The sequence below is a fragment of the Nonomuraea sp. B5E05 genome (assembly GCF_039880665.1).
GTDB lineage: Bacteria > Actinomycetota > Actinomycetes > Streptosporangiales > Streptosporangiaceae > Nonomuraea.
Map to the genome: position 1 here is coordinate 72,141 of NZ_JBDPMJ010000026.1, position 26,578 is coordinate 98,718.

General features: G+C 71.8%; 25 protein-coding genes, 5 tRNA genes and 1 riboswitch. Of the genes, 10 read left to right on the top strand and 20 right to left on the bottom strand.

What is annotated here, in order from left to right; genetic code table 11:
- Positions 1–47 precede the first annotated feature (47 nt).
- Together ABGB01_RS36135 and ABGB01_RS36140 are read left to right on the top strand one after the other, a co-directional pair.
- Positions 48–1,019: a hypothetical protein gene (locus ABGB01_RS36135; protein WP_347778074.1), complete on the top strand. Its 972-nt coding sequence runs from the start codon at positions 48–50 to the stop codon at positions 1,017–1,019.
- A gap of 93 nt (positions 1,020–1,112) precedes the next feature.
- Positions 1,113–1,412 carry a hypothetical protein gene (locus ABGB01_RS36140; protein ID WP_347778075.1) on the top strand — a complete coding sequence of 100 codons (300 nt, stop codon included), beginning with the start codon at positions 1,113–1,115 and terminating at the stop codon, positions 1,410–1,412.
- 142 nt (positions 1,413–1,554) lie between these two features.
- Here ABGB01_RS36140 and ABGB01_RS36145 read toward each other — a convergent pair.
- The 8 genes from ABGB01_RS36145 to ABGB01_RS36180 all read right to left on the bottom strand — a co-directional run bounded on the left by ABGB01_RS36145 (position 1,555) and on the right by ABGB01_RS36180 (position 10,552).
- A tRNA-Pro gene (locus ABGB01_RS36145) sits at positions 1,555–1,629 on the bottom strand.
- A gap of 211 nt (positions 1,630–1,840) precedes the next feature.
- Positions 1,841–2,923, bottom strand: coding sequence for a mechanosensitive ion channel domain-containing protein (locus ABGB01_RS36150; RefSeq protein ID WP_347778076.1), 1,083 nt, complete (start codon positions 2,921–2,923; stop codon positions 1,841–1,843).
- A gap of 17 nt (positions 2,924–2,940) precedes the next feature.
- The gene (locus ABGB01_RS36155) at positions 2,941–3,936 is read right to left on the bottom strand and encodes a ribonucleotide-diphosphate reductase subunit beta (protein ID WP_347778077.1); all 996 of its coding nucleotides are present in this window, start codon (positions 3,934–3,936) and stop codon (positions 2,941–2,943) included.
- Between the two features lie 10 nt (positions 3,937–3,946).
- The gene (locus tag ABGB01_RS36160) at positions 3,947–6,166 is read right to left on the bottom strand and encodes a ribonucleoside-diphosphate reductase subunit alpha (protein WP_347778078.1); all 2,220 of its coding nucleotides are present in this window, start codon (positions 6,164–6,166) and stop codon (positions 3,947–3,949) included.
- A gap of 118 nt (positions 6,167–6,284) precedes the next feature.
- A riboswitch (cobalamin riboswitch) is annotated at positions 6,285–6,480 on the bottom strand.
- 4 nt (positions 6,481–6,484) lie between these two features.
- The gene (locus ABGB01_RS36165) at positions 6,485–7,432 is read right to left on the bottom strand and encodes a tripartite tricarboxylate transporter substrate-binding protein (protein WP_347778079.1); all 948 of its coding nucleotides are present in this window, start codon (positions 7,430–7,432) and stop codon (positions 6,485–6,487) included.
- A gap of 168 nt (positions 7,433–7,600) precedes the next feature.
- Positions 7,601–8,371 carry an SAM-dependent methyltransferase gene (locus tag ABGB01_RS36170; RefSeq protein ID WP_347778080.1) on the bottom strand — a complete coding sequence of 257 codons (771 nt, stop codon included), beginning with the start codon at positions 8,369–8,371 and terminating at the stop codon, positions 7,601–7,603.
- A gap of 71 nt (positions 8,372–8,442) precedes the next feature.
- Positions 8,443–10,263 (bottom strand): glutamine--fructose-6-phosphate transaminase (isomerizing), encoded by a 1,821-nt coding sequence (gene glmS / locus ABGB01_RS36175; RefSeq protein WP_347778081.1) that lies wholly within the window; start codon positions 10,261–10,263, stop codon positions 8,443–8,445.
- A gap of 13 nt (positions 10,264–10,276) precedes the next feature.
- Complete coding sequence (locus ABGB01_RS36180) at positions 10,277–10,552, bottom strand: hypothetical protein (protein WP_132597376.1); 276 nt, start codon at positions 10,550–10,552, stop codon at positions 10,277–10,279.
- 258 nt (positions 10,553–10,810) lie between these two features.
- On the opposite strand from ABGB01_RS36180, the gene ABGB01_RS36185 reads away from it, so the two are divergent.
- The 5 genes from ABGB01_RS36185 (at position 10,811) to ABGB01_RS36205 (ending at position 13,346) form a co-directional block, all read left to right on the top strand.
- The gene (locus ABGB01_RS36185; protein ID WP_347778082.1) at positions 10,811–12,883 is read left to right on the top strand and encodes an N-acetylmuramoyl-L-alanine amidase; all 2,073 of its coding nucleotides are present in this window, start codon (positions 10,811–10,813) and stop codon (positions 12,881–12,883) included.
- 93 nt (positions 12,884–12,976) lie between these two features.
- A tRNA-Gly gene (locus ABGB01_RS36190) sits at positions 12,977–13,048 on the top strand.
- A 15-nt stretch (positions 13,049–13,063) separates the two neighbouring features.
- Positions 13,064–13,134, top strand: a tRNA-Cys gene (locus ABGB01_RS36195).
- A gap of 49 nt (positions 13,135–13,183) precedes the next feature.
- Positions 13,184–13,255 (top strand) — tRNA-Gly (locus tag ABGB01_RS36200).
- A 19-nt stretch (positions 13,256–13,274) separates the two neighbouring features.
- Positions 13,275–13,346, top strand: a tRNA-Val gene (locus ABGB01_RS36205).
- A gap of 138 nt (positions 13,347–13,484) precedes the next feature.
- On the opposite strand, the gene ABGB01_RS36210 is transcribed toward ABGB01_RS36205, so the two are convergent.
- From ABGB01_RS36210 to ABGB01_RS36220, 3 genes are read right to left on the bottom strand one after another with little or no spacing between them, the layout of a single operon-like run.
- Positions 13,485–14,267 carry a DeoR/GlpR family DNA-binding transcription regulator gene (locus tag ABGB01_RS36210; protein ID WP_347778083.1) on the bottom strand — a complete coding sequence of 261 codons (783 nt, stop codon included), beginning with the start codon at positions 14,265–14,267 and terminating at the stop codon, positions 13,485–13,487.
- A 16-nt stretch (positions 14,268–14,283) separates the two neighbouring features.
- Positions 14,284–15,285 (bottom strand): 4-hydroxythreonine-4-phosphate dehydrogenase PdxA, encoded by a 1,002-nt coding sequence (pdxA, locus tag ABGB01_RS36215; protein WP_347778084.1) that lies wholly within the window; start codon positions 15,283–15,285, stop codon positions 14,284–14,286.
- Entirely contained in the window at positions 15,282–16,694 is a 1,413-nt protein-coding gene (locus ABGB01_RS36220) for a four-carbon acid sugar kinase family protein (RefSeq protein ID WP_347778085.1), read from the bottom strand. The genes pdxA and ABGB01_RS36220 overlap by 4 nt, the downstream gene beginning before the upstream one ends.
- Before the next feature lie 224 nt (positions 16,695–16,918).
- Between ABGB01_RS36220 and ABGB01_RS36225 the strand changes: the two genes are divergently transcribed.
- Together ABGB01_RS36225 and ABGB01_RS36230 are read left to right on the top strand one after the other, a co-directional pair.
- Positions 16,919–17,839: an aldo/keto reductase gene (locus ABGB01_RS36225; protein WP_347778086.1), complete on the top strand. Its 921-nt coding sequence runs from the start codon at positions 16,919–16,921 to the stop codon at positions 17,837–17,839.
- A gap of 46 nt (positions 17,840–17,885) precedes the next feature.
- Positions 17,886–18,656, top strand: a complete 771-nt coding sequence (locus tag ABGB01_RS36230; RefSeq protein WP_347778087.1) for an aldolase/citrate lyase family protein — start codon at positions 17,886–17,888, stop codon at positions 18,654–18,656.
- A 7-nt stretch (positions 18,657–18,663) separates the two neighbouring features.
- Here the strand turns inward: ABGB01_RS36230 and ABGB01_RS36235 are convergent, their stop codons facing one another.
- Positions 18,664–19,044 (bottom strand): VOC family protein, encoded by a 381-nt coding sequence (locus ABGB01_RS36235; protein ID WP_347778088.1) that lies wholly within the window; start codon positions 19,042–19,044, stop codon positions 18,664–18,666.
- A 132-nt stretch (positions 19,045–19,176) separates the two neighbouring features.
- Here ABGB01_RS36235 and ABGB01_RS36240 point away from each other — a divergent pair, with 132 nt between their 5' ends.
- A complete protein-coding gene (locus tag ABGB01_RS36240; protein WP_347778125.1) occupies positions 19,177–19,959 on the top strand; it encodes a hypothetical protein in 783 nt (260 codons plus the stop codon).
- 159 nt (positions 19,960–20,118) lie between these two features.
- On the opposite strand, the gene ABGB01_RS36245 is transcribed toward ABGB01_RS36240, so the two are convergent.
- Genes ABGB01_RS36245 through ABGB01_RS36280 form a run of 8 tightly spaced genes read right to left on the bottom strand, consistent with a single transcriptional unit; the run spans position 20,119 to position 26,528 of the window.
- Entirely contained in the window at positions 20,119–20,430 is a 312-nt protein-coding gene (locus ABGB01_RS36245; RefSeq protein ID WP_347621032.1) for a DUF6401 family natural product biosynthesis protein, read from the bottom strand.
- Between the two features lie 27 nt (positions 20,431–20,457).
- Positions 20,458–21,561: a 4-carboxymuconolactone decarboxylase gene (pcaC, locus tag ABGB01_RS36250; protein ID WP_347778089.1), complete on the bottom strand. Its 1,104-nt coding sequence runs from the start codon at positions 21,559–21,561 to the stop codon at positions 20,458–20,460.
- Positions 21,558–22,856 carry a lyase family protein gene (locus ABGB01_RS36255; RefSeq protein ID WP_347778090.1) on the bottom strand — a complete coding sequence of 433 codons (1,299 nt, stop codon included), beginning with the start codon at positions 22,854–22,856 and terminating at the stop codon, positions 21,558–21,560. Before ABGB01_RS36255 ends, pcaC begins: the two co-directional genes overlap by 4 nt.
- Positions 22,846–23,334 (bottom strand): protocatechuate 3,4-dioxygenase subunit alpha, encoded by a 489-nt coding sequence (locus ABGB01_RS36260; RefSeq protein ID WP_347778091.1) that lies wholly within the window; start codon positions 23,332–23,334, stop codon positions 22,846–22,848. Before ABGB01_RS36260 ends, ABGB01_RS36255 begins: the two co-directional genes overlap by 11 nt.
- The gene (pcaH, locus tag ABGB01_RS36265) at positions 23,331–23,999 is read right to left on the bottom strand and encodes a protocatechuate 3,4-dioxygenase subunit beta (RefSeq protein WP_347778092.1); all 669 of its coding nucleotides are present in this window, start codon (positions 23,997–23,999) and stop codon (positions 23,331–23,333) included. Before pcaH ends, ABGB01_RS36260 begins: the two co-directional genes overlap by 4 nt.
- Entirely contained in the window at positions 23,996–24,631 is a 636-nt protein-coding gene (locus ABGB01_RS36270) for a CoA transferase subunit B (RefSeq protein ID WP_347778093.1), read from the bottom strand. Before ABGB01_RS36270 ends, pcaH begins: the two co-directional genes overlap by 4 nt.
- Complete coding sequence (locus ABGB01_RS36275) at positions 24,631–25,374, bottom strand: CoA transferase subunit A (RefSeq protein ID WP_347778094.1); 744 nt, start codon at positions 25,372–25,374, stop codon at positions 24,631–24,633. Before ABGB01_RS36275 ends, ABGB01_RS36270 begins: the two co-directional genes overlap by 1 nt.
- Positions 25,371–26,528, bottom strand: a complete 1,158-nt coding sequence (locus ABGB01_RS36280) for a 4-hydroxybenzoate 3-monooxygenase (RefSeq protein ID WP_347778095.1) — start codon at positions 26,526–26,528, stop codon at positions 25,371–25,373. Before ABGB01_RS36280 ends, ABGB01_RS36275 begins: the two co-directional genes overlap by 4 nt.
- Positions 26,529–26,578 lie beyond the last annotated feature (50 nt).

Here is a 26,578-nt window from a genome sequence, read left to right on the forward strand (position 1 = left end):
CTGAAGGAGGACGCGAGCGAGGCGAGCTCCGTGAGATGATCAAGATCATGACTGATCTGCCTGGCTCAGGGACCGCCGGTCGAGCACAGAGCACCCCACCGGCCGGCAGGGCCTTAGGTTCCGGCGACGAAGGCCCTGGCGCGAGCGCGGCCAGCATCGGGCAGATCGCCGGGCTGCGCCCGCGCCGCCGCCCTCAGGACGCGGGCGAGGTGCCCGGCGACGACGTCGACCTGCTCGACTCCCTCGACCCGCTGACCTGGCGCACGGCTGCGGCCTGGCTGCGGGAAAGGCCGTCCGCGGCCACCAGGCAGGTCCGCCTGCGGGTCCTGGCCGCGTTCCTGCGCTGGCTGCGCGAGGCCGAGCCGTCCGTCGAGCTGCTCGCGGTCACCGGCGCCCACCTCGACACCTACTGTGACGCGGCGCGCGCCGGCGCCCTCACCATCGGCGTACGCGTGCCCGGCAAGCCCCTGGCGAACGCGACGGTCAGCAGGAGACGCGGCGTGCTGTCCTCCTTCTACGCCTTCGCCTGGCGTTCCGGCGCGGTACGCCACGACCGCGTCGCCGGCTCCGGCACCGGTGTGCTCACCCGGGAGGACCGCCGGCTGTTGCGCCAGGGCGTCGCCCGGCTCGCCGCCGACGGCCGGCAGGCCGAGGCCGCGGCCGTCGCGCTGCTGGACGCCACCGGCGCCGCCGCCGGCGCCCTGGCCGAGCTGACCCTCCAGGACCTGCACCCGGTGGCCGGCGGCGAGCTCGCCATCGTCACCGTGCACGACAGCCGCGGCGACATCGTGGCCTTCCCCGTGCCGCCGCCGGCCCGGCCGCTGCTGGAGGCGCTCTCGTCGGGCCGGGCCGCCGGGGAGCCGCTGCTCAGGCGGGACGACGGCCGGCCCGTGGACGTGGAATGGCTGAGAGACGCGCTGGCCGAGGCGGCCCTGGCCGGCGGCATCCCGCGGCAGCGGGCGAAGCTGCTGCACCCGTACATGCTGCGGGCCATCACGGCGGCCGACCGCGCGCCCTGATGATGGCGTACCCCGATTTGCTAGAAAGGCAGAAGCGCCCCGGGAGGCGCCGTCGCGCTGTTCTGGCACGTCGACCTGATCAAGGACGCCGCGGTGCTGGACGCGGCGCTCGCCGTCTACCGGGCGCACACGCCGCACATCATCCCGGACACCAGGCTGCCCACCGAGGCGTCGATCGAGACGTCGGGGTGGTGGGCGGAGCTGGAACGGCAGGCCGCGTTCCAGGACCTGTCGGCCCGGCTCTACCCGTCGGAGCGCACCTACTCCACCACCGACTACCTCGCGCTGCTGACCACGCGCTCGGCCATCCGGATGCTCCGCGACGACGTGCGGGCCGGCTTTGTGGGGCTGAGCATCACGACGGCCCTCTATCTCGCCCGCCGCACCCCGTGAGGCGGATCCCGCCTTCAAGGGCGGCTTGGACCCCGGGCCCGGCTGGCGTGGGCCGGCCCGGGGTGAGGGCGTGGTCCGGCCGGGGGTCGCCAATCCCTCCGGTCAGGCCGTGGCCCGCGGCCCTGTTCTTTCAGGGCCGCCGTCCGAGTGGCAGGATTCGAACCTGCGTCACTCCTGCTCCCAAAGCAGGCGGGCGGCCAAACTGCCCCACACTCGGTCGCGCATGAAAAAGCCGCCTCGATATCCCCGAGACGGCTTTCTGGAAATCTCGGGAAAGGATTATCCGGAAAGCCTCCGCCGCAGCTCAGGACAGGCCGCCGACGGTCGGATGGTGCTCGTCTCGCACATGTCGCCGCCCTTTCTGCCGGTCGTCAGCCCGTCGTTGACATGCTCACGGTAAACCCGTGATCGGCGGAAATGCCACCTATTTATCGCCGGTCGTGGTCGGCGGTCCAGCTCATTCCGGCGCGCGTCTCCGGAGTGTCGACGCGGAAGCGGGGCAGCGCGTCCGGGTAGTTCTCGCGTACGTGCTCGACGAGGAATTCGCGCACGTCGCACTTGAGGTCCCAGGACGACGGCGAGTCGGCGGCGCTCATCAGGGCGCGCACCTCGACCAGCCCGTTCGGCAGCACGTCGGTGACCTGGAGGGTCCAGTCCTTCTGGTCCCACAGCGGGTTGTCCTGCAGGAACGTATACAGCGCCTCCCGCAGTTTGGGCACCGGCACCGACCAGTCCACCCGCAGGTAGACCACGGCGAGCACCCGGCTGCCGTGCCTGGTCCAGTTCTCGAACGGGTTCTGGGTGAAGTACGACACCGGCAGGACCAGCCGCCGCTCGTCCCACAACCGCAGCACGACGTAGGTGAGCGTGAGCTCCTCGATCCTGCCCCACTCCTTCTCGACCACGACCACGTCCTCGAGGCGGAGCGCGTCGCTGAAGGCGAGCTGGAGCCCGGCCAGCGCGTTGCCGATGGTCGGCTGGGCGGCGATGCCGACGACGGCGCCGGCGATGCCCGCCGAGGCGAGCAGTCCCGCGCCGAGCGCCCGCATCTGGGGGAACGAGAAGAGCATGGCGCCGAGCGCGATCACGATGAAGGCGGCCGAGGCGATGCGGCGGACCAGCGCGATCTGCGTCATGATCCGCCGCGCCCGGCGGTTGCGCTCCCCTTCGACCTGGACCAGCCGGTCGAGCACGATGTCCGTCAGCGCGTACGTGGCCTGCACGATCAGCCAGGTGACCGCGGCGATCGTGACCAGGCCGAGCGCGTGCTCGACCGATGCGGCCAGGCTGCGATCGGCGGGCGCCGGGCCGAGCATGCCCGGCCCGAACACCAGGTTGCACGCCACCACGACGGCCACCGCGAACGCGGGCCAGGTGCAGTGCTCCACGAGGTGCCGGGCGAGCGCCCACTTGCGCCCCACCCGGTTCAGCACCCGCCGGACCACTTCCACCAGGAGAATCGAGCCGATCACCGCGATGGCGAGAATGGGCCAGCCCGCCGGAGACTGCACTCGATACCCCCTAGGGCCTAGAAAGACTCGTCAAAACTCACATTGCCCTCAACCGCCACCTGGTAAGCGGAGACCCGCCGCTCGAAGAAGTTGGCCAGCTCCTGCACGTCCTGCAGCTCCATGAACCCGAACGGGTTGGCCGAACCGTACCTTCTCGGCAGTCCCAGCCGCACCAGCCGCTGGTCGGCGACATATTCCAGGTAGTGGCGCATCTGCGTCACCCCCATGCCCATCATGCCGTCCCCGCACAAATCCTCCGCGAAGGCCAGCTCGGCGGCCACCGCCTCCTCCAGCATGGCGGTGACCTGGTCGCCCAGCTCGTCGTCGAACAACGAGGGCTCCTCGGCCCTGACCGTGTCGACCACGCTGAACGCGAACTCCATGTGCATGGACTCATCCCTGAACACCCAGTTCGTCCCGGTGGCCAGGCCGTTGAGCAGGCCGCGGGAGCGGAACCAGTACACGTACGCGAAGGCTCCGTAGAAGAACAGGCCCTCGATGCAGGCGGCGAAGCAGATGAGGTTGAGCAGGAACTGGCGGCGCTCGGCCGCCGTCTCCAGCCGTTGGAGGCCGTTGATCGAGTCGATCCACTTGAAGCAGAACTCCGCCTTGTCCCGGATCGACGGGATGTGCTCGATCGCGGCGAAGGCCTTCACCCGCTCGTCGGGGTCGGGCAGGTAGGTGTCCAGCAGGGTCAGGTAGAACTGCACGTGCACGGCCTCCTCGAACAGCTGCCTGCTGAGGTACAGGCGCGCCTCGGGGGCGTTGACGTGCTGGTAGAGGTTGAGCACGAGGTTGTTGGCCACGATGGAGTCGCCGGTCGCGAAGAAGGCGACCAGGCGGTTGATCAGGTGCCGTTCCTGCGGCGTCATCCTGGCCAGGTCGGCCAGGTCGGTGTGCAGGTCCACCTCCTCGACCGTCCACGTGTTGCGGATGGCCGCGCGGTAACGCTCGTAGAAGTCGGGGTAGCGCATCGGGCGCAGGGTGAGGTCCATTCCGGGGTCGAGCAGCACGACGGGCTCCTTACTGGCAGGCTTCGCAGGTTTCCGGGTTCTCGAGCGAGCACGCGACGGCGTCAGCCGTCGCGGAGGCGGACAGCGCGGCGAAGCCGCTCCGCGATTCCTGGGGGGTCGCGGGGGGCTCGCCCTCCGCGGGGACCGTCGTCTGGGCGATGCGGGTGGCGGGGCGCGAGCGCAGGTAGTACGTCGTCTTCAGGCCCTGTTTCCAGGCGTAGGCGTACATCGAGGAGAGCTTGCCGATCGTCGGACCGGCCATGAAGAGGTTGAGCGACTGCGACTGGTCGATGTACGGCTGGCGCGCGGCGGCCAGGTCGATCAGCGCCTTCTGCGGCAGCTCCCAGGCCGTGCGGTAGAGGGCCTTGAGATCGTCGGGGATGCCGGGGATCGGCTGGATCGAGCCGTCGGCCCGCTTGATGTCGTCGCGCATCCGTTGCGTCCACAGCCCGCGCGCCTGCAGGTCGGCCACCAGGTAGCGGTTGACCTGCAGGAACTCGCCCGACAACGTCTCGCGTTTGAACACGTTGGACACCTGCGGCTCGATGCACTCGTAGCAGCCGGCGATGGAGGCGATCGTGGCCGTCGGCGCGATGGCGATCATGAGGGAGTTGCGCAGGCCGGTCGTCGCGATCTTGTCGCGCAGGGCGTCCCAGCGCGGCGTGCTCGCCACGTAGTGATCAGGGTGCAGCACTCCCCCCGCGGCCCGGGTGTCGGCGTACGACGGGTGCCTTCCGCGCTCGGCGGCCAGGTCGGCCGAGGTGTCGTAGGCGGCCAGCGCGATCTCCTCGGCGATCCGCGTGGACAACTCCAGCGCCGCCGGCGAGTCGAACGGCAGCCGCAGCGCGAAGAACACGTCGGCCAGGCCCATGACGCCGAGCCCGATCGGCCGCCACCGCCTGTTGGCCGCCTCGGCCTCGGGCGTCGGGTAGAAGCCGAGGTCGATGGTGCGGTCGAGGAAGCGCACGGCCGTGCGTACGGTCCGGCGCAGCCGCTCCCAGTCGACGCCGCCGTCGGTGAGGCAGGCGGCCAGGTTGACCGAGCCGAGGTTGCACACGGCCGTCTCCGCGTCGCTCGTGACCTCGAGGATCTCGGTGCACAGGTTGGACAGGTGGATGACGTTGCCGGGGCGGCCGGTCTGGTTGGAGGTGCGGTTGGCGGCGTCCTTGAAGGTCATCCAGCCGTTGCCGGTCTGGGCGAGGGTGCGCATCATCCGGCCGTACAGGGTCCTGGCGGGAATCTGCCGGACGTGGCACCCGGCCGCCTCGTACGCGCGGTAGGCGGCGGTGAACTCCTCCCCGTACAGGTCCGTGAGGTCGGGCGTGTCCTTGGGGTCGAACAAGGACCAGGGCTCGTCGGCCTCCACGCGGCGCATGAACTCGTCGGGCACCCAGTTGGCCAGGTTGAGATTGTGGGTGCGGCGGGCGTCCTCGCCGGTGTTGTCGCGCAGTTCCAGGAACTCCTCGATGTCGGCATGCCACGTCTCCAGGTAGACGCAGGCCGCGCCCTTGCGCCGGCCGCCCTGGTTGACCGCCGCCACCGACGCGTCGAGCGTGCGCAGCCAGGGCACGATGCCGTTGGAGTGGCCGTTCGTGCCCCTGATGAGGGAGCCGCGCGAGCGCACGCGGGTCCAGGAGATGCCGATGCCGCCGGCGTACTTGGAGAGCCGGGCGACCTGCCCGTAGCGGTCGTAGATGCCCTCGAGCTCGTCGCGCGGCGAGTCCAGCAGGAAGCACGACGACAGCTGCGGCCGGCGCGCGCCCGAGTTGAACAGGGTGGGCGAGCTCGGCAGGTAGGACAGGCTGGACATCAGCGCGTAGAGCTCGGCCGCCTCGGCGACCGACTCCGCCAGCCCGCAGGCCACGCGGAGGAAGAAGTGTTGCGGCCGCTCCAGCACCTTACGGGTCTCGGGATGGCGTAGCAGGTAGCGGTCATAGACCGTGCGCAACCCGAAATACTCGAACCGGCCGTCCGCCTCCGCGCAGATCAGCGCGTCCAGCTCGGCGGCGTGCGCGGCGACGAACTCCGCCAGCCCGTCCTGGATCAGCCCCGCCGCGTGGGTGGCCGCGACCGACTCGGAGAACGAGCGCACCCCGTGCCCGGCCGCCTCGTCGGCGATCTCCTCGGCCAGCAGGCCGGCGGCGATCCGGGAGCCGGCCGGATCGGTGATCACCCGGGCGGCGGCCTCCTCGATGGCCAGGCGGCGGTCAACATCGACGATCTGCGTCACGTGCTCTCTCCTCGCGAGCTCATCCCCGTGAGGGCACGCGAGAGCACGGCGGCATGGACCCACGGCCGCACCAGCCCCCGGCCCTCCCTCGAGGCCATGGACACTGCTCGCCGGGCGCATGACCCGGCACGTCGCGGGCAGGTCTTCGGGCTCGCGGGCGTGCTCATGGCGTCTACTGGCCGTCGCTTCCCGGATCGCTCCAGTGCTTGTGACGGCGGTCGTTCCCGCTCACCGCTGCGGGGCAGCCCCGGAATCGCACCGGGTTCCCTTTTGCTCCGCCTCCTGAGAGGCGAACCAGCGACGACCAGGATCCTACATCTAGTGGCGGATCCCGCAACCACCCCTGCATATTGTGGATTTGGTCGTGTCGACCATCCCGAGGTCCCGCAACACCTCGCGCGTGCGCCGGGCCTCGGAGGCGAGCCACAACTCGAAGTCGTCGCCGGTGAGCGGCATCGAGACCCACCCGGCGGCCCGGCAGGCCGCCTCCCAGCCGGCCGAGCGGGTCACCTCGTCGCACATGCCGACGGCCGACTCGCGGCTCTCCTCCGGCATGTCGTGAGCGCCGAAGGCCGCGATCCAGTCCACGAAGTCCACCCGTACGCCGGATTCCAGCAGTGTCGGCACGTCAAGCTCCGGCACCCGCTCGGCCGAGGACACCGCGAGCGCCCTGATCCGGCCGCGCCCGATGATCGTGCGCCACTCCGCGATCCGGCCCGCGGCGGCGACCGCCTTGCCGGACGACAAGGCGGCGACGACCTCGTGGCGGCTGGGGTAGCCGGTGTAGTCGACCTGCCGGGTGTCGGCGCCGAGCCCCTTGGCGATCAGGCCGAACAGCAGGTGGTCGGGATCGCCCTGCGGACCGCCGGCCAGCAGCGTCTGCCCGGGCCTGGTGCGCAGGGCGGCGCCGAAGTCGCCGAAGTCCTTGAACCGGGAGTTCTCGGGCACGACGACGACCTCGACCTCGCCGGCCAGCCTGGCCAGCGGGGTGGCGGCGTCGAGCAGGCTCTGCCCCTGGTTGAGCTCGGCGGCGGCCAGCGCCGGCAGGCCGGTCACCGTGACCTGCGGACCCTCTCCCGTCTCGTACCCGGCGGCGCGGGCCACGCCGGCGAACACATGCCCCGCGCGGGCCCACCGGCGCCCGCCCGGATTGATCGAGAACCGGGTGCGCAGCACGGACGCGCCTTCGGTCAACCGCTGCGTGCCGCAGCCGGCCGCGCACGCGGCCACGCCCAGCCCCAAGGTCAAGAACCGCCGTCGCCGCATGGGCCCCTCCCCGAGCTCCCCTGTCACCTCAGGTTATTGACCTGTCGCGGAGCGTCACACATCGGGGCCGCATCGGCGCGCTGCTCTCGTACGAGGTACGGCCGGGGCGGCCGTCAGCCGGATCAGTGCCAAGCCCGCCGTGACCCGGGACACCTTCCCGGACCGCCGTCAGCCGGGTTTCCTGCCGACCCCCGCCATCAGCGACGACGGCAGCGACCAGTCGCCCACCAGCTTGGGGCGGTCGGGACGCCAGTCGGTGGCCTGCACCAGCCCCGGCGGCTCCAGCGGGAAGTCGCCGAAGAACGCGCGGATCTCGGACGGCGGACGGTCGGCGCCCGTCGCGGACGAGCCCTGGGAGGGGAACCTGGCGCGATCGCCGTCCTCCATCCGGGCCCTCGTCGTCGCGTGGGAGATCACCAGGTGGCTGCCGGGCGCCACCCGCTCGCGCAGCGCCGCCACCGCGCTCTGCGGGCCGGCCGTGTCGGGGATGAAGTGCAGGATCGACACCAGCAGCACCCCGACCGGCTCGGCCAGGTCGAGCTGGGTGCCCGCCCGCGCCAGCACCTCGTCGGTGTCGAGCAGGTCGGCCTCCACGAAGACGGCCCTGCCCGAGTCCTCGAGCAGGGCCCTGGAGTGCGCGGCGACGACCGGATCATGATCGACGTAGACGACCCGGGCCTCGGGCGCGACCTCGTGCGCGCTGCCCTGGGTCGGCAGCCCGCTGCCCAGGTCGAGGAACTGGCGGACCCCCGCGGTGGCCACGTAGCGCACGGCACGCTGAAGGAAGGCCCGGTTCGCGCGGGCCAGCGGGACCGCCTCCGGGACCAGCTCGGCGAGCTGGTCGAGGGCCAGGCGGTCGACCGCGAAGTTGTCCTTCCCGCCGAGCATGTAGTCGTACATGCGTGCGGGATGGGGCCGCTGCTGGTCGAACTGCCGCACAGTATCGAATTTATGTCGTTTGGAGCCGGATAACACTACCCTGAGGGGAATGTCGCTGATTTGCGGCTCAATTATTCGACGGTAACGCTCTTGGCGAGATTGCGCGGCTTGTCCACGTCGCGGCCGAGCGCCACGGCGGCATGGTACGCGAGCAGCTGCAACGGGATCGTGAGCAGGATCGGATCGAGCTCGATCTCGTTCTTCGGTATCACGATGACGTCGTCGGCCAGCTTCGGGCCGGGCTCGCGGTGGCCGACCATGAGCACCCGCCCGCCGCGGGCGCGGATCTCGCCGAGCGTGGTGAGGTTCTTGTCGAGCAGTTCGTCGTCGGGGACGATCGCGACCGTCGGCATCTCGGGGCCGATCAGGGCGAGCGGGCCGTGCTTGAGCTCGCTGGCCGGATAGGCCTCCGCGTGGACGTAGGAGATCTCCTTGAGCTTCTGCGCCCCCTCGCGGGCCACCGGGTAGCCGCGCACCCGGCCGACGAACATCATGCCGGCGTGGTCGGCGTACTTCTGCGCCAGCTCGGCGATCTTGTCGTCCTGCGCCAGGATCTCCTCGACGTGGCCGGGCAGCCGGCGCAGCCCCTCCACGATGCGCCGGCCGTCGGCCGGCGACAGGTCGCGCACCCGGCCCAGGTGCAGCGCGAGCAGCGCGAACGCCACCGTGGTCGAGGTGAACGCCTTGGTCGATGCCACCGAGACCTCGGGGCCCGCGTGCAGGTAGATGCCGCCGTCGACCTCGCGCGCGATGGCGCTGCCGACGGCGTTGACGATGCCGATGACCCGGCCGCCCTTGCGCTTGAGCTCCTGCACCGCGGCGAGCGTGTCGTAGGTCTCCCCTGACTGGCTGATCGCGACGTAGAGGGTGTCGGGGTCGACGACGGGGTTGCGGTAGCGGAACTCGCTGGCCGGCTCGGCGTCAGAGGGGATGCGCGCCAGCTCCTCGATGAGCTGCGCCCCCATCTGTCCTGAATAGTACGCGGAGCCGCAACCGATGATCTTCACCCGGCGGAAGCTCCGCGTCTCGCGGGCGTCCATGTTGAGCCCGCCGAGGTGGGCGACGTTGAAGCGCTCGTCGAGGCGGCCGCTCATCGTCCGGGTGATCGTCTCGGGCTGCTCGGAGATCTCTTTGAGCAGGTAGTGCTCGTAGCCGCCGGTGTCGTAGTGGCCGGCGTCCCAGTCGACGGTCAGCGGCTCCTTGGCCGTCTCGCGGGCGTCGCTGGCGAAGGTGTGGAACCCGTCGGCCTTCAGCACGGCCAGCTCGCCGTCCTCCAGGTGCACGACCTGGCGCGTGTAGCGGACCAGGGCGGCCACGTCGGACGCGGCGAACATCTCCTTCTCGCCGATGCCGAGCACGATCGGGCTGCCGTTGCGGGCCACGACCACCTCGCCGGGGCGCTCGGCGTCGATGACGGCGATGCCGTACGTGCCGACGACGCTCTTGAGCGTCTTCCTGACGGCCTCCTCCAGCGAGTCGTTCTCGTCGGCGGCGTGGGCGATCAGGTGCGCGAGCACCTCGGTGTCGGTCTCGGAGGCGAACACCACGCCGTCGGCCTCCAGCTTGGCCCGCAGCTCTCCGGCGTTCTCGATGATGCCGTTGTGCACGACCGCGATGCGCTGGTCGGCGGACAGGTGCGGATGGGCGTTGACGTCGCTGGGGACGCCGTGCGTGGCCCAGCGGGTGTGCCCGATGCCCAGGCCGCCCTTGAACCGGACCGGCACGACCTTGGCCAGGTCGGCCACCCGCCCCTTGACCTTACGGACCTTCAGCCCTTTGCTGGACACGACGACCCCGGCCGAGTCGTAGCCCCGGTATTCGAGTCGCTGCAGGCCCTCCAGCAGGATGGGGGCTGCGTCTTTGGGGCCGACGTAGGCCACGATTCCGCACATCGAGGTCTCCTGTTCATCCGTAGACGATCCTGCGGAGCTGTCTCAGCGACAGTTCCGGCGCGGCCACCCGGCGGCCGCGTAATTCGGCGGCGATCCTCGGGAAGATCTCGTCGTTCGTGTGGCCGCGCGCCTTCAGCTCGCCATGACGGCGCCGGACGTACTCCTCGGTCGTTTCCGAGAAGTACGCCAGCACGTCGGCGACCACGCGCGCCGCCTCTCCGGGGCCGAGCGGGCTCGTCCTCGTGAGGTGAGCGATGAGATCTTCATACGGAGGCCGTGCCGGTGGCACAGACGAGGACCTTACGGCTCTGGAGCGAGACACGCCATGATTCTGCCCGATATCGGGCAGGATCTAACTCGAACGCTGGTCGTGGCGTCCACAAGCCCTGACAGCGCGGCGGTTCCGGCGCGACCGGGAGAAAGGGGTCGCCGCGTCCGGCGCCCTCCCGTCAAATCCCATCCGTATCATCCGCCCCGTCTGACACATCCCTTTCTGAGATCAGTTACGGTGAGTAGTCGCGTCGTGACATCCATGGGGGAGATGTTCATGCAGCTCTGGCTCGCGGCCGTCCTGGCCACCACCGCGCTGACCGCGCCCGCCCGGCCTCCGGCCGCGCCCGCCGGCCTGGGGTCCGCCGGCTCCGTCGTGTCTCCGGGGAGGCAGGCCGACTTCGCCGCGGCCGCCCGCGAGCACGGGGTGCCGGAGAGCGTGCTGCTCGGCGTGGCGTACCTGGAGTCCCGCTGGGACGCCAACGGCGGGCGGCCGAGCACGGCGGGCGGCTATGGGCCGATGCACCTGGTCGACACGTTCCCCGCCGAGGCGCTCGGCGGGGCGGTCGGGGACGCGCTCGGCGACGCCCGTGGCGACGAGGCCCGCCCCATGCCCGCCGCGCGCGTCGAGCCGCCCGGCGCCTCCGCGCTGCGTCTCGCGCAGGAGGCGCCGCGGGCGACGCTCCCCCAGGCCGGCGGCCTCATCGGCGTCGCGCCCTCCCGGCTGCGGACCGACCCGGCCGCCAACATCAGGGCCGGCGCCGCCCTCCTCGCCTCCTACCAGGACCACCCCAGCTCCAACCCCGCCGACTGGTACGACGCGGTCGCCCGCTACTCGGGCTCGGAGGATCCCGCCGCCGCCCGCCGCTTCGCCGACGAGGTGTTCTCGGTGATGCGGGAGGGCACGGAACGCCGTACCGACGACGGGCACCTGGTGCGACTGGACCCCGTACCCGACCTGCCGCCCTTCATCGGCGACCACGAGAGCGACCTCGACGCCTATCCTCCGCCCGTCACGGACGAGCAGCAGGTCGACGCGGACACCGACGACGACGATTTCGGCACTGACTATGGCACTGACTTCGGCGCTGACGCCGACGCCGGCGCGCCCGTCATCGCCGACGAGGATCACGACGGCGCCAAGGCGGAGTCGGGGGCGCGCCACGCGGAGTGTCCCGCCTCCCTCGCCTGCGAGTGGATGCCCGCCGCGCACCGGCGTTTCGGCAACAAGAAGCACCGCGACTACGGCAACCACGACCGCCTGAGCCGCACCCGATCCGTCGACTACATCGTCATCCACGACACCGAGGGCGGCTACGGGGGCATCCCCTCCCTGGTCCGCAATCCGAAGTACGTGAGCTGGCACTACACGATCCGCTCCCGTGACGGACATGTCGCCCAGCACGTCGCGACCAACGACATCGCCTGGCACGCGGGCAACTGGGACGTCAACACCCGCTCGATCGGCATCGAGCACGAGGGATACCTGGCCAAGGGGGGCACCTGGTACACCGAGGCGATGTACCGGGCCTCGGCCAGGCTGGTGAGGTTCCTCGCCGCCAAGCACCGCATCCCGCTCGACCGCGCCCACATCCTGGGCCACGACAACGTCCCCGGCACCACACCGGCGACGGTCGCCGGCATGCACGAGGACCCGGGCCCGTACTGGGACTGGGCACACTATTTCGACCTCATGAACCGGCCGTTCAAGGCGGCCGAGAACGGCGAGTCCATCGTCATCCGCCCGACGTACACCACCCACCGTCCCCGCTTCACCGGCTGCGACGCCGCGAAGCCCGCCAAGGCGTGCCCGCCGCACGGCGCCTCGGCCGTCTGGCTGCACACGGCGCCCAAGGCGTCGGCGCCCCTGGTCAAGGACGTCGGCAAGCACGGGAACAAGGCCTCCACCCGCAGCGTGTACGACCACGGCGCCCGCGCCTCCACCGGCCAGCGCTACGCCGTCGCGGGGCGCCGGGGCGACTGGACGGCCATCTGGTATCTGGGGCAGAAGGCGTGGTTCCACAACCCGGCCTCGGCTCCGACCGCCATTCCCGCCAAGGGCCTGCTGGTCACGCCCCGGAAGGACAACGTGAAGGTGTACGGCCGGGCGTATCCCGAGAAATCCGCCTACAAGCTCGCCGCCCACCAGCCCTTGCGGCCGCTCCCGTACACGATCGGCACCGGCCAGACGTACACGCTGGGCGACACGGTCACCGGCTCCTACTACGCCGCCAACGCCTTCAAGCCGTCGAGGCACGTCACCACCACCGGCCGGCTCCGCTACCACCAGATCCAGCTCGGGCACCGGGTGATGTTCGTGAAGGCCGAGGACATGCGCGTGCTCCACTAAAAATGGCCTGACCCGCCTCGCGCTGCGCACGGGCACTCCTGGAAGACGATATGGTTTTCCTGTGACCAGGGCGCACGTCGCCTTAGGGTCCACGCGGAAGTGGCTCAGTGGTAGAGCATCACCTTGCCAAGGTGAGGGTCGCGGGTTCGAATCCCGTCTTCCGCTCGGAGCAAGACTCCTGGTGGAGTGGCCGAGAGGCGAGGCAGCGGCCTGCAAAGCCGTCTACACGGGTTCAAATCCCGTCTCCACCTCGATGACCGGCGGACCCCTCGGGATCCGCTAAAGTAAAGTGCGGCGCACGCGGAAGTGGCTCAGTGGTAGAGCATCACCTTGCCAAGGTGAGGGTCGCGGGTTCGAATCCCGTCTTCCGCTCTGAGTTCACCACTCACAAGGACGATTAGCTCAGCGGGAGAGCGCTTCCCTGACACGGAAGAGGTCACTGGTTCAATCCCAGTATCGTCCACCGGCAGAACAGGCAGAACAGCGTTCGAAGCCCCAGCTCACGGCACACGCCGGGAGTCTGGGGCTTCTTGCTTGTTCCGCGATGCCGGCACCGGGCTGACGTCCCCGATCTCCACGGCCGAACGCACCGCCGTCCTGGCTACCCGTGGGTTCGCGGGTCCACGACCACCGTCTCCACGCCCTTCGCCATGAACGGCTTGAGGGATTCCGGGGTGGCCGACGCGTCGGTGACCAGGGTCCAGGTGTCGGGCATGCGGGCCCAGGCGTGGAACGGGCGGCGGCCCAGCTTGGCGGCGTGGACCAGCAGGTAGATGTGGCGGGAGCGCTGCATCATCAGCTCCTTGAAGCGGGTCTGCTGCAGGCTGGCCTCGCAGATGCCGTCCTCGGCCGTGACGCTGTCGGCGCCCAGGAAGACCCGGTCGAACGTCATCCTGCTCAGCGCCGCCTCCGCCAGCGGCCCGACGAAGCCCTGGCTCACGTGACGCAGGGTGCCGCCCAGGCACTCGACGTGCACGCCGGTCGCGCCCACCAGCTCCTGCAGGGCGTTCACTCCCGTGGTGGCCACCGTCAGGTCGGCGGCGTGCCGCAGCTCGTGGGCCAGCGCGCCCGTCGTCGAGCCCGAGTCGAGCAGGATCGTCTCCCCCGGGCGGATCTGCGCGGCGGCCCAGGCGGCGATGGCCCGCTTGGCCTCGAACGCCTCCCCGATGCGCTGCCGCAGCGACGCCTCCGGGTGGGTGACGACCGCCATCGCCCCGCCGTACGTGCGTGCCAGCAGCCCCGCCGCCTTCAGGTGGGCCAGGTCGCGGCGGATGGTGGAGGCCGTCACCCCCAACTGGCTCGACAGCTCCTCGACGCTGGCCAGCCCGGTGGTGGTGGCCAGGCGGACGATCTCGTCGCGGCGAGCCTGCGCTGCGCGGCCCATCGATGGTCCCCTCTCGTCACACGCCCCGCGCGGACGACAGCTCTGCCGCCTGGCGGAGGGCCTCGATCATGCTACCGGCGTCGGCGACGCCCTTCCCCGCGATGTCGAAGGCGGTGCCATGGTCCACCGACGTCCTGATCACCGGCAACCCCACCGTGATGTTCACCCCGGCCTCCAGGCCGAGGATCTTCACCGGGCCGTGCCCCTGGTCGTGGTACATGGCCACGATCAGGTCGTAGTCGCCTCGGCCCGCCAGGAAGAACGCGGTGTCGGCGGGGAGCGGGCCGTGCACGTCCATGCCCTCCGCGCGCAGGAGCTCGATCGCCGGGACGATCTTCTCCTCCTCCTCGCCGTACCCGAACAGGCCGTTCTCCCCCGCGTGCGGGTTGATGCCGCACACGCCGATCTTGGGACGCGCCACGCCCGAGCCGCGCATCGCCGCCTCACCCCGGCGGATGGTCCGCTCGACCAGGCCGGGCTCGATGCGCGCGACCGCGTCGATGAGGCCGATGTGCGTGGTGACGTGGATGACCCTCACCTTGGACGTCGACAACATCATCGACACCTCCGCCGTCCCCGTCAGGTGTGCCAGGAGCTCGGTGTGCCCGGGGAAGAGGTGCCCGGCCGCGTGCAGCGCCTCCTTGTTCAGGGGGGCCGTGCAGATCGCCTGCACGTCACCCGACGTCGCCAGCTCGCCGGCCAGCCGTACGTACGCGTAGGCCGCGTGGCCCGCGACCGGCGACACCTCGCCCCACGGCAGGTCCTCCGGCAGCAGTCCCAGGTCGATGACGTTGATCCGGCCTGGTTCGAAGACGGCCTCGCCCACAGACTCCACCGCGACCACCTCCGGCCTCAGGCCGCGGAATCCGGCGGCCCTGCGCAGACGTGCCGCGTCACCGATGACGACCGGGCGGCAGAACGCGGAGGTCTCGGGGGCGAGGAGCGCGCCGACGACGACCTCCGGCCCTACGCCGGATCCGTCCCCCATGGTGAGGGCGATGAGAGGAGTGCTGCTCATGTCGGCCTTTCGTCGATGGTTGTGGTGGGGAAGCGCCCGGGCCTGAGATGGGCGGCGATGCGCAGGAGGCTGTCCCGGCCGCCGAAGCTGCCCGGCCTGGTGACCACGGAACGGCCGTCGGGCGTTCGGCTGTGCACGGCGCCGTGGTGCACCTGGCCCACGGGGATCAGCTCGCGCACGTCCAGCGCGTCGAGGACCCTCCTCGCGGTCTCACCGCCGGTCAGGACCAGGTCGGCGCGGGTTGCTCCGAGCGCCTCACGTACTGTCCGGCCGAGGATGGCGGTGAGGGAGGGCGGCGCCGGTCCTCGTACGGTCAGTACGGCGACCCCGCCGGCCAGCGCCCGCCGCACCCGCCCCACGACCGGCTCCGCCGCCGTACGGGGACCCGCCGCCGTGCCGGGATCCACCGCGGCGAGGTCTGCCGCGTCGAGGGTCACGGGCTCGGCGCCGTGCGCGACGAGCAGCCTGGCCTGCTCCGCCGCCGCCGGTTCCGCCGTGCCCACCACGACGAGCAGCGCGGCCGGCCCGCCGACCTGAGGAGACGTCGGCCCAGTGACCGGCACGCCCGCGGACGACCCATCGGCCGGAGGAGGCGGGGGCCCGGGCGGCGCGGGGGCGGGGGCGGGGTTCAGGGCGCGGCCGAGGGCGGCGGCCAGGCCACCGGCGCCGATGAGGCGGGTCGCCGGGTCGTTGACGAGCGCGGCCGCGACGATCGTGTCCAGGTCGCCGTCCGTCTCCGCGTCGCACACGGCCACCCGCCCGCTCGCGGCCACCTTCGCCAGCGCCTGCATGAGGGCGGCCCGCCCGGCTCGGACGGTGTCCAGCCCGACACCCGCCGACGGCACCCCTCCCAGGGTCTCGGCCACGGTGGCGGGAACGCCAGACCCGGCAGTGGTCCCAGCAGTGGTCCCAGCAGCGGTCCCAGCAGCGGACCCAGCAGCGGTCCCAGCAGCGGACCCGGTGGTGGGTGCGGTGGTGGGTGGAGTTTGGGGTTGGGCGGGTCGGGTGCGTGTTTCGCGCAGGGGTATCCCGTGGATGAGCGGTACGCCGTTCACGACCGTGCGCCCGGCCTGCGGCAGCGCGCAGGCGAGCACGACGGGCACGGACGCCGAGCGCGCGGGGGTGGTCAGGCAGGCGTGGACGGTGGCGGCGATGTCGCCGCGCAACAGCGAGTCGATCTTGATGAGGACGTGACGGTCGCCCGCCGAGGCGAGTGCTTCCCGTACCAGAGCCGCGGCCCCAGGACGGTGGCGGGTGTCGAGGTCGGCGACGAGGACGGGCGGCATGGCGACGTACGGCGGCCCCGACAGCGTGATGCGTGCGGGGCGTTCGGGCGACATGAGCACGGCCGCCGTTTCCGCCGCCCCTGACAGATCGTCGGCCAGGGCGAACACCGGGACGTGGCCCACACACCCACCTCCGAACGTCATGAAACTGCGCAAATCACGCGGCAAGTATTGCACGGAACGCGCACGCTATGCCACAGTTGCCCGCAGGGAACGTAAACCCTCAGCACGGCGTCACAGGGCTGAACGGCTCAGCCAGGAGAGCACGCCCACCCCCTCCGCGACCGCGGGCCGCCATGGCGAACCGCTCGGCGCGACGGCCGGCCGACTACGACAAGGGAAGAGGCATGATCCCCGAACCGGTGCTCGGCACCATGACGTTCGGCGACACCGTGGACGCCGGGACGGCTGGGCGGATGCTGGACCTCGCGCTCGACGCCGGGGTGAGCGGCGTGGACACGGCCAACGGCTACGCGGGCGGCGCCGCCGAGGAGATCCTCGGCGAGTTGTTGCGCGGCCGCCGCGACCGGGTGGTGCTGGCGACCAAGGCCGGCATCCCGCACCCGGACGCCGGCGAGCACGCGCCGCTCTCCCCCGCCGGGTTGCGCGCCTCGCTGGAGGGCAGCCTGCGACGGTTGCGGACCGATCACGTCGACCTGTTCTACCTCCACCAGCCGGACCGGGCGACGCCGCTGGAGGACACTCTCGGCACGGTCGCCGAGCTGGTCGCCGAGGGCAAGATCGGCGAGCTGGGCGTGTCCAACTACGCCGCCTGGCAGATCGCCGGGATCGTCCCGCGGCCCGTGGTCGCCCAGCAGCTCTACAACCTGCTGGCCAGGAGGATCGAGGACGAGTACGCGGAGTTCGCGCTCACGGCCGGCCTGCGCACGATGGTCTACAACCCGCTCGGCGGCGGCCTGCTGACCGGCCGGCACCGCTTCGGCCAGGCGCCGGAGGCAGGCCGCTTCGGCGACTCGCGGCTCGCGGCGATGTACCGGCAGCGGTACTGGGACGCCGGGTTGTTCCGGGCCGTCGAGGACCTGGGCGCGATCGCCCGCGCGGCCGGGATGCCGCTCGCCGAGTTGTCGCTGCGCTGGCTGACCGGCAGGCCGGTGGTGAGCGCTGTGCTGCTCGGCGCCTCCGGCCCTGGCCAGCTCGGCGCCAACCTGGCCGCGCTGGCGGCCGGGCCGCTGCCCGCCGACGTGGCCGCCGCCTGCGACGCCGTGGGCGACTCGCTCCGCGGCCCGATGCCGGCGTACAACCGGTGACCGCACTGGCCGGCACGCACATCCGCATCAGCGCAGAGGAGATCGCATGACCGCCGCCGAGTTCGCCAGGAAGATCCGCAGCCGGGAACGGGCCGTCGGCTACTGGGTGGTGCTGGACGCGCCCATCGCCACCGAACGCCTGGCCAGGCTGGGGTACGACTACATCGCGCTGGACGGCCAGCACGGGCTGATCGGCAACGCCGGGCTGCTGAGCAACCTCATGGCCATCGACGCCGGCGGCCGCTCGACCGGACTGGTACGGGTGGAGTCGGGCGAGCCCGCGGCCATCGGCAGGGCGCTCGACTTCGGCGCGGGCGGCGTGATCGTGCCGCTGGTCGACACGGCCGAGGACGCGGCGAGCGCCGTGTCGGCCGCCCGCTACCCGGCCGGGGGCCGCCGATCGTACGGCCCCATGCGCTCCATGCTGCGGATCGGCCCCACCCCGGCGGAGGCGGACGACAGCGTGCTGGTCCTGGCCATGATCGAGACGCCGGAGGGCCTGGCCGACATCGAGGCCATCTGCGCCACCCCGGGCCTGGACGGCGTGTACGTCGGCCCGTCCGACCTGTGCCTGGCCGTCGGCGGCCGCTTCCCTGGCGACCCGGAGGTCGCGGGAGTGTTCGAGGAGGCGCTGGAGAAGGTCAGGACGACCGCCGAGCGGGCCGGGATCGCGGCCGGCATCCACAACCCGGGCGGCGAACAGGCAGCCCGGCGCCTGGCGGAGGGCTTCACCTTCGCCACTGTCGCCTCCGACCTCGTCCATCTGGAGCAGGCCGCGGCAGCTCACCTGAAGGCGGCCGGGTCCGGCCCGGCCTGATCCGCCGTTACGGCCAGGTCTTGGCCTCGGCGTCGAACAGCTCCCGGTCGCTCTCCACCGGCAGCACGCACATCAGGTGCCCGCCGGGCGCGCGCAGCGTGCGGCATTCCTGCCACTGCGACACCTCGGTGGCCCCGAGCGCGACCAGGCGCCGAACCTCGGCCTCGACGTCGTCGGACTCGATGTCGATGTGGAAGCGGGGCGGGTCGTCGGCCGACTGGACCGCGACGGCGAGCCCCGGGACGGCTCCGTGCAGCGAGATGAACTGCTCGTACCCTTCGAGCGGCCGGGCGCTGGCGCCGAGCGCCGCCGCCCAGAAGGCGGCCGCCTGGTCGGCCTCGGCGGCTGGTGTGTCGATCAGCAGGGCGTACAAGCGGCTTCGATGCATAGTGATCACCCTATAGGGCATCCGAAGGGCGATATGTCGCCTTATGCGAGCTTTCGGTGGCGCTGTGTGCATAGACCGTTGCGGTCCGGGTAGCGCCGTTGCATCAGCTCCTCGGAGGAGGAAACCGTGGACATCAACATAGGACAAGGGCTTTCGGACGTATTCCGGCAGATTGCAACGTTCGTCCCGAAGCTGGTCGCGTTCATCGTGATTCTCATCATCGGGTGGATCGTGGCGAAGTTGCTGGAGAAGATCGTCAACAAGGTGCTCGAACGGGTCGGCTTCGAGCGGGTCGTCGACCGCAGCGGCGTGCACCGCTGGTTGGAGCGGAGCGACTTCACCGCCAGCAGCCTGCTCGCCAGAATCGTCTACTACGCGATCCTGCTGGTCACCCTGCAGATAGCCTTCAACGTCTTCGGGCCCAACCCGATCTCGGCGCTGCTGGCCTCCGTGGTGGGCTGGCTGCCCAAGGCCATCGTGGCGATCGTGATCATCGTGGTGGCCGGCGCCATCGCGAAGGCCGTCAGGGACATCCTCTCCGGCGCGCTCGGCGGTCTGTCCTACGGCCGGTTCCTGGCGACCCTGGCCGCGGTGTTCATCTGGGCGCTGGGCATCATCGCCGCGCTCAACCAGATCGGCGTGGCCACCACCGTCACCACTCCTGTGCTGATCACGGTGCTCGCCACCATCGGCGCGATCGCGGCCATCGGCATCGGGGGCGGGCTCATCCGGCCGATGCAGCAGCGCTGGGAGCGCTGGCTGGGCCGTATCGAGGCCGAGGCGCCGCAGGCCAGGGCGCACGCGGAGGCGTACCAGCGGGGTCGTGAGGACGCCCGGTCGATGAGCGAGGAGACAGCGCAGGTGCGGACGATGCCGGGCGGGCGCACCACCCGCTCGGACATGCCCCCGGAGTGACCGGGACGGTCCTCTTCCCGCCCGGCTTGCCCGAACTCGACCGGCCCGGCCTGCGAGGGCCCGGGGCCGCGCCGCTGAGGGCCGGGCGGGGACGCCCGAACCAGGCGGCGCGATCGGCCGGATGCGGCGGTCAGCCCGGCAGTGCGATCGGCGGGGCGGTCAGGCCGGATGGCCGTCCTCGAGGAGCCCGAGCTCGCGCGCCAGCCAGCAGACGGCCGTCAGCCGGAGCGCCGGCGCGTCCGGCTCGCCGCTGAAGACCCATCCCCGGTGCCGCAGCTCGTCCAGGAACCCGAGCAGGTAGTCGCCCAGTGTCTCCCGGTCGAGCGGGATCGCGTCACGCAGCACCGCGGCGTGCTGGTCGACCGCCGCCGCCATCCCGGGGTCGGCGCTCATCCTGGCGAGCTGGGCGTCGCCCAGCGTGTTCATCAACCACCGCAAGGGCGAAGCCGCCCATCCCTCCTCGAAAACCACGCGCCAACCTTAAAGCATTTTCCAAGGTCAGGGGGCATCTGGCCCAAGTTCGTCCAGCGTGCGGCGGGCCACCGCGAAGGCGGCGTTGGCCGCCGGAACCCCGCAGTAGACGGCGCTCTGGAGCAGCACCTCCTTGATCTCGTCAGGGGTGAGCCCGTTGCGCAGCGCCGCGCGGACGTGCATGGCCAGCTCCTCCAGGTGCCCTCTGGCGACGAGGGCGGTGAGGGTGACACAGCTGCGGGCGCGCCGGTCGAGCCCCGGCCGGTTCCAGATCTCGTCCCAGGCGTAGCGGGTGATGAAGTCCTGGAAGTCGCGGGTGAAGCCGGTGGTCGCGGCGATCGCCCGGTCGACGTGCGCGTCGCCGAGCACCTCGCGCCTGGTGCGCATCCCGGCCTCCCGCCCGCCGTCTCGCAGGTGGCGGGCGATGGCGGTGGTGACGGCGCCGGGACGTTCGACGCCGGCCAGGTGGGCCACCCGCGGCACGACCGTGAGCGAGGCTCCCGGGATTCCGTCGGCCAGCGCGAGCGCGTGGTCGAGGGGCGTGGCCGGGTCCTCGGCCCCGGCGATCACCAACGTGGGCGCGGTGACCTCGCCGAGCCTGCCCGTCACGTCGAAGGCGGCCAGGGCCTCGCAGCAGGCGGCGTACGACGGGGCGTCCACCTCCGCCAGCCCCTCCAGCACCCACCGGCCGTCGAAGCCGGGCGTGAACCAGCGGTTCTCCAGTGCCGGGGCGAGCGCGGCCACTCCTTCGGCCCGCACCAGCTCCGCCCGTTCCCGCCACGGTCCCGGCTCGCCGAACCGGGCGGACGTGCAGCACAACACCAGGCCGCGCACCCGGCCGGGGACGCGGAGCGCGACGGTGGTGGCGATGGCGCCGCCGAGCGAGATGCCGCCGATCGCGAAGCGCTCGTCCTCGACGAGGCCGAGCACGGCCGCCGCCAGGTCGTCGATCGTGAATCCGGTGGCCGGCGCCGACCCGCCGTGGCCCGGCAGGTCGTACCTGAGCACCCGCCAGGACGCGGTGAGCTCGGCGAGCTGGGGGCGCCAGACCTCTGTCGTGGTGCCGAGCGAGGGCCCGAGCACCAGCAGCGGCGCGCCGGACGGGCCGTCCACGCGGTGGTGGAGTTTCACGGCTGCTCCCGGTAGGTGGCGAGAATGCGGTCGACGAGCTCCGGAGCCGCGCCCACGTACGCGGACGGGTCGAGCAGTTCGTCCGGGTCCCGGGTCAGGCCCGCCTCGGCCAGCGCGTCGCCGAGTTCGAGCGGCCCCCGCTCAGGCATGATCGCGGCGAGCCTGTCGCGGCCGAGGTGGGCGGCCAGGCGTTCGGCGACGAGGCGTCCACCGGTCAGCCCGGCGTTGGCGCGCATGCGTTCGGGAAAGACCTGGAGCCCGCCCACCAGCTCGGCGGCGGTCTCGGCCGCGCCTCCGGTCAGGCGGAGCGCCTCGCGCAGCGGCAGCCACTCCGCCTGCCAGGCCCCGGCGGCCCGCTCGTGCTCGCCGACCTGGCCGAGCACCTGCGCGTACGCCGGCACCTGGAGCGCGGCCGACCTGACCAGTACGGACAGCGCGGGGTTACGCTTCTGCGGCATGGCCGAGGAGCCGCCGGACGACGACTCGGCCACCTCCCCGACCTCGGTCTGGGCCATGAGGATGATGTCGGTGGCCGGTTTGCCCAGCGCGCGGGCGGTGCCGGCGAGTGCCGCGCCCAGGTCGGTGACGGCGGAGCGCTCCGCGTGCCACGGCGCCGCGGGCGCGGCCAGCCCGACCTCCTCGGCGAACACCTCGACCAGGGGAAGCGCGGTTGACGGGTCCTGCTCTGCGAAGGCTGCGAGGGTGCCGGCCGCGCCGCCGAGCTGGGCGGGCAGGCGCAGCTCGCGCAGCCGGGCGCGGGCGCGCATGAGGCCCGCCAGCCACTGCGCCGCCTTCAGCCCGAACGTCGTCGGCACCGCGTGCTGCCCCAGCGTGCGCGCGGCCATCACCGTGTCCCTGTGGCGACCGGCCAGCTCGCACAGGGCGTCCATGACGACGCCCAGGTCGCCGACGACGGCTCGGACCGTGCGGGCGGCCACCAGCATGGCGGCGGTGTCCACGATGTCCTGGCTGGTGGCGCCCCTGTGCACGTGGCCGGCCGCGCCGGGCACGGCCTGCCGCAGGTCGGCCACCAGCGGGACGACGGGGGTGGCCGACTGCCTGGACCGCGCGGCCACGCCGGCCGGGTCGGGCACGAGCGTGGCGGCGGCCCTGTCGATGGCCGCCGCCGCCTCCGCCGGGATGAGCCCCAGGCGGCCCTGGGCACGGGCGAGCGCCGCCTCGGCCTCCAGCATGGCCCGCAGCCACGCCGTGTCCGAGGTGATCGCCTCCGCCTTGGTGCCCGCACGGACGGGCGCGAGCAACCCGCCGTCGGCCCCCATCGAGTCAGAAGTCAATGAACACCGTCTCCTCCGCTCCCTGCAGTCTCACATCGAAGCGGTAGGAGTCGCCAGAACCGGCGGCGACGAGCGTGGCCCTGCGCTCGGGTTCGAGGCCGTCGAGCAGCGGGTCGGGCACGTCCTCCAGGTAGACGCGGGTGAGCACGGAGCGCAGCAGGCCGCGGGCGAAGACCTGCAGCGACAGGTACGGCCGCGGCGGCCTGGCCGTGCGGAAGCGGTAGGTGCCGTCCGGCGCGGTGGCGCAGCGGCCGAACCCGGACACCTGCCCGCCCTGCCTGCTCAGCGCGCCGCGGTCGCCGGTGAAGCCGAGCCAGAGTTCGAGCAGCGCGTCGGGCACCGGCTCCCCCGCGCCGTCCAGCACCCGCCCGGTGAGCGTGATCGCGCCGGGATGCCCTTCGGGCACGAGCTCCCAGTCCCGCTCGTACGGCAGCGCGTGGCTGAAGAACGGTCCGACCGTCTGCGAGGGCGTGGTCATGGCGTCTCCGTCGGGGTGCGCCCGAGCACGATGTCGAACGCGTAGCCAAGGGCCCACTCGGGCTCGGTGAGGTCCAGTTCGAACGACGAGACGAGCCGCCGCCTGGCCGCCTCGTCCGGGATCGACTGCATGATCGGGTCGAAGGGCATGAGCGGGTCGCCGGGGAAGTACATCTGGGTGACCAGCCGCTGGGTGAAGGCCTGCCCGAAGACGGAGAAGTGCAGGTGGGCGGGGCGCCAGGCGTTGTCGTGGTTGCGCCACGGGTAGGCACCGGGCTTGATCGTGACGAACCGGTAGCGGCCGTCCTCGTCGGTGAGGCAGCGGCCGGCGCCGGTGAAGTTCGGGTCGAGGGGGGCGGGGTGCTGATCGCCGTCGTGGGCGTAGCGGCCGGCGGCGTTGGCCTGCCAGAGCTCGACCAGCGTGCCGCGCAGGGGGCGGCCGTCGTCGTCGAGCACGCGGCCCTCGACGATGATGCGCTCGCCGATGGGCTCGCCCGCGTGCTGCCTGGTGAGGTCGGCGTCGAGCGCGCCGACCTCCTCGTGGCCGAAGACGGGGCTGGTCAGCTCGATCGCGTCGGGGTCGAGCTTGAAGGCGACGGGCGGGCGGGCGGGGGCGCGCGCGACCGTGCTCCGGTAGCCGGGACTCAGGTAGGGAGGATGGCTCATGGGGCTCCTTCTGTGAGGTCGGCCGCCGTCCTGGCGCGCACCTCGCCGGCGGTGACGCCGGGGGCGGTCTCCACGAGCTTCAGCCCGCCGGGGACGACGTCGATGACGGCCAGGTCGGTGATCACGCGGTCGACGCAGGACCGGCCGGTGAGGGGCAGCGTGCAGGCGGGCAGGATCTTGGGATCGCCGTCGCGGGTCGTGTGCTCCATGACCACGATGACCCGGCGGGCGCCGTGCACGAGGTCCATGGCGCCGCCCATCCCTTTGATCATCTTGCCGGGGACCGCCCAGTTGGCCAGGTCGCCGGCCTGCGACACCTGCATGGCGCCGAGCACCGCCACGTCCACGTGGCCGCCGCGGATCATGCCGAACGACAGCGCCGAGTCGAAGTACGACGCCCCGGGGTCGACGGTGACCGTCTCCTTGCCCGCGTTGATCAGGTCGGCGTCCACCTCGTCAGGCAGCGGGTACGGCCCCACGCCGAGGATGCCGTTCTCCGAGTGGATCACGACGGTGCGTCCGCCGAGGTGGGCGGGGATGAGCGTGGGCAGGCCGATGCCGAGGTTGACGTACGAGCCGTCGGGCAGCTCGTCCGCCGCGCGGGCCGCCATCTGCTGTCTGGTCCAGGCCATCAGGAACGCACCGTCCGCCGCTCGATGGGTTTGTCCGCCGCCTGCCCGGGATCCAGCGCCAGCACCTTCTGCACGAAGACGCCGGGCAGGTGCACCTCCTCGGGGTCGAGCTCGCACAGCTCCTCGACCTCGGCGATGGTGACCCGTCCCGCCATGGCGGCCGGCGGGTTGAAGTTGCGTGCGGCCTTGGCGAACACCAGGTTTCCGTGGATGTCGCCACGTGCGGCCCGTACGAGCGCGAAGTCCGTACGGATGCCGTGCTCGAGGATGTACGGGACGCCGTCGAACTCCCTGACCTCCTTCGGCGGCGACGCCACCGCCACCGACCCGTCGGAACGGTAGCGCCACGGCAGCCCGCCCTCCTCGACCAGCGTCCCCACGCCCGCCCTCGTGTAGAAGGCCGGGATGCCGCAGCCGCCGGCCCGCAGCCGCTCGGCCAGCGTGCCCTGCGGGATCAGCTCCACCTCGAGTTCGCCGGCCAGGTACTGCCGGGCGAACTCCTTGTTCTGGCCCACGTACGAGCCGGTGACGCGGGAGATCCGCCCGGCCGCGAGCAGCTCGCCCAGGCCGTGCCCGTCGGTGCCGCAGTTGTTCGACACGACGTGCAGGCCGGACGTGCCCTGCCCGAGCAGCGCCTTGATGAGCACGGCGGGCACCCCGGCCAGGCCGAAGCCGCCCACCGCGAGGGACGCCCCGTCCCCGATTCCCGCGACCGCCTCGGCCGCCGTACCAACGATCTTCATGGCATTCCCACGTAGTTCTCCGCCAGGGTCGTCGCCGCGGCCTCGGACGAGGTCACGTAGTCCAGGTAGGACAGCTGCAGCCGGCGCGCGTACGCGTCGTCGTCCTCGAACGTGTGCAGCAGGGTGGTCATCCACCACGAGAAGTGCTGCGCCCGCCACACCCGTCGCAGGCACTCCCGCGAGTAGCCGTCGAGCAGCCCGGCCGAGCCGTGCTCGAAGTAGGCGGCCAGGGCGCGGGTGAGGACACGGACGTCGGCGACGGCCAGGTTGAGTCCCTTCGCGCCGGTGGGCGGCACGATGTGGGCGGCGTCGCCGGCCAGGTAGAGGCGGCCGTACTGCATGGGCTCGGCGACGAACGCCCGCATGGGCGTGACGCCCTTCTCCATGATCTCGCCGGTGGCCAGCGTGAAGCCGGGCACGCTTTCCAGCCGGGCCTTCAGCTCGGCCCAGATCCGCTCGTCCGGCCACTCCTCCGCCCGCGCGCCGGCGGGGACCTGCAGGTAGAAGCGGCTGACCTCGGGCGTGCGCATGCTGTGCAGGGCGAAGCCGCGCTCGGTCCTGGTGTAGATCAGCTCCTCGGACGACGGCGCCACCCTGGCCAGGATGCCCAGCCAGGCGAAGGGATATTCGCGCTCGTAGACGCTCAGAACGCCCTCCGGGATGGAGGGCCTCGACACGCCGTGGAAGCCGTCGCAGCCGGCGATCACGTCGCAGTCGAGCCGCTCGCCGCCGAACGTCAGGTACGGCCGATCCGCCCCCAGGTCGTGCAGGGCGACGTCCTGGACCTCGAACCGCACGTCGCCGCCCGCCGCGAGCTGGGCCGCGATGAGGTCCTTGACCACCTCCTGCTGGCCGTACACGGTGATGCGCCGGCCGGGTACCAGCTTCTCGAACGGGATGCGGTGGCCCGCGCCGCCGTACCTGAGCTCGATCCCGTGGTGCGGCAGCCCTTCGCGCAGCAGGCGCTCGCCGACGCCGGCCTCGACCAGCGTGTCGACGGTGCTCTGCTCCAGCACTCCGGCTCTGACCCGCCGCTCGACGTAGGCGCGGCTGCGCTTCTCCAGCACCACGGAGGAGATGCCGCGCAGGTGGAGCAAGTGGGACAGGAGCAGACCGGCGGGCCCGGCCCCGATGATCCCGACCTGAGTTCGCATATAGGGAGCATCCTGCCTTCAGGGGCGATCAGCCGAACCAACCCTTCCAC

Excerpts from the sequence above, each read along its gene's own strand:
- ABGB01_RS36235 (WP_347778088.1), bottom strand. The coding sequence starts at position 19,044 with ATGCATCGAAGCCGCTTGTACGCCCTGCTGATCGACACACCAGCCGCC.
- ABGB01_RS36210 (WP_347778083.1), bottom strand. The coding sequence starts at position 14,267 with ATGGGCCGCGCAGCGCAGGCTCGCCGCGACGAGATCGTCCGCCTGGCC.
- pcaH (WP_347778092.1), bottom strand. The coding sequence starts at position 23,999 with ATGAGCCATCCTCCCTACCTGAGTCCCGGCTACCGGAGCACGGTCGCG.
- ABGB01_RS36185 (WP_347778082.1), top strand. The coding sequence starts at position 10,811 with ATGCAGCTCTGGCTCGCGGCCGTCCTGGCCACCACCGCGCTGACCGCG.
- ABGB01_RS36225 (WP_347778086.1), top strand. The coding sequence starts at position 16,919 with ATGATCCCCGAACCGGTGCTCGGCACCATGACGTTCGGCGACACCGTG.
- ABGB01_RS36165 (WP_347778079.1), bottom strand. The coding sequence starts at position 7,432 with ATGCGGCGACGGCGGTTCTTGACCTTGGGGCTGGGCGTGGCCGCGTGC.
- pdxA (WP_347778084.1), bottom strand. The coding sequence starts at position 15,285 with ATGAGCAGCACTCCTCTCATCGCCCTCACCATGGGGGACGGATCCGGC.
- ABGB01_RS36275 (WP_347778094.1), bottom strand. The coding sequence starts at position 25,374 with ATGAAGATCGTTGGTACGGCGGCCGAGGCGGTCGCGGGAATCGGGGAC.
- glmS (WP_347778081.1), bottom strand. The coding sequence starts at position 10,263 with ATGTGCGGAATCGTGGCCTACGTCGGCCCCAAAGACGCAGCCCCCATC.
- ABGB01_RS36135 (WP_347778074.1), top strand. The coding sequence starts at position 48 with ATGACTGATCTGCCTGGCTCAGGGACCGCCGGTCGAGCACAGAGCACC.
- ABGB01_RS36230 (WP_347778087.1), top strand. The coding sequence starts at position 17,886 with ATGACCGCCGCCGAGTTCGCCAGGAAGATCCGCAGCCGGGAACGGGCC.
- ABGB01_RS36280 (WP_347778095.1), bottom strand. The coding sequence starts at position 26,528 with ATGCGAACTCAGGTCGGGATCATCGGGGCCGGGCCCGCCGGTCTGCTC.
- ABGB01_RS36260 (WP_347778091.1), bottom strand. The coding sequence starts at position 23,334 with ATGACCACGCCCTCGCAGACGGTCGGACCGTTCTTCAGCCACGCGCTG.
- ABGB01_RS36270 (WP_347778093.1), bottom strand. The coding sequence starts at position 24,631 with ATGGCCTGGACCAGACAGCAGATGGCGGCCCGCGCGGCGGACGAGCTG.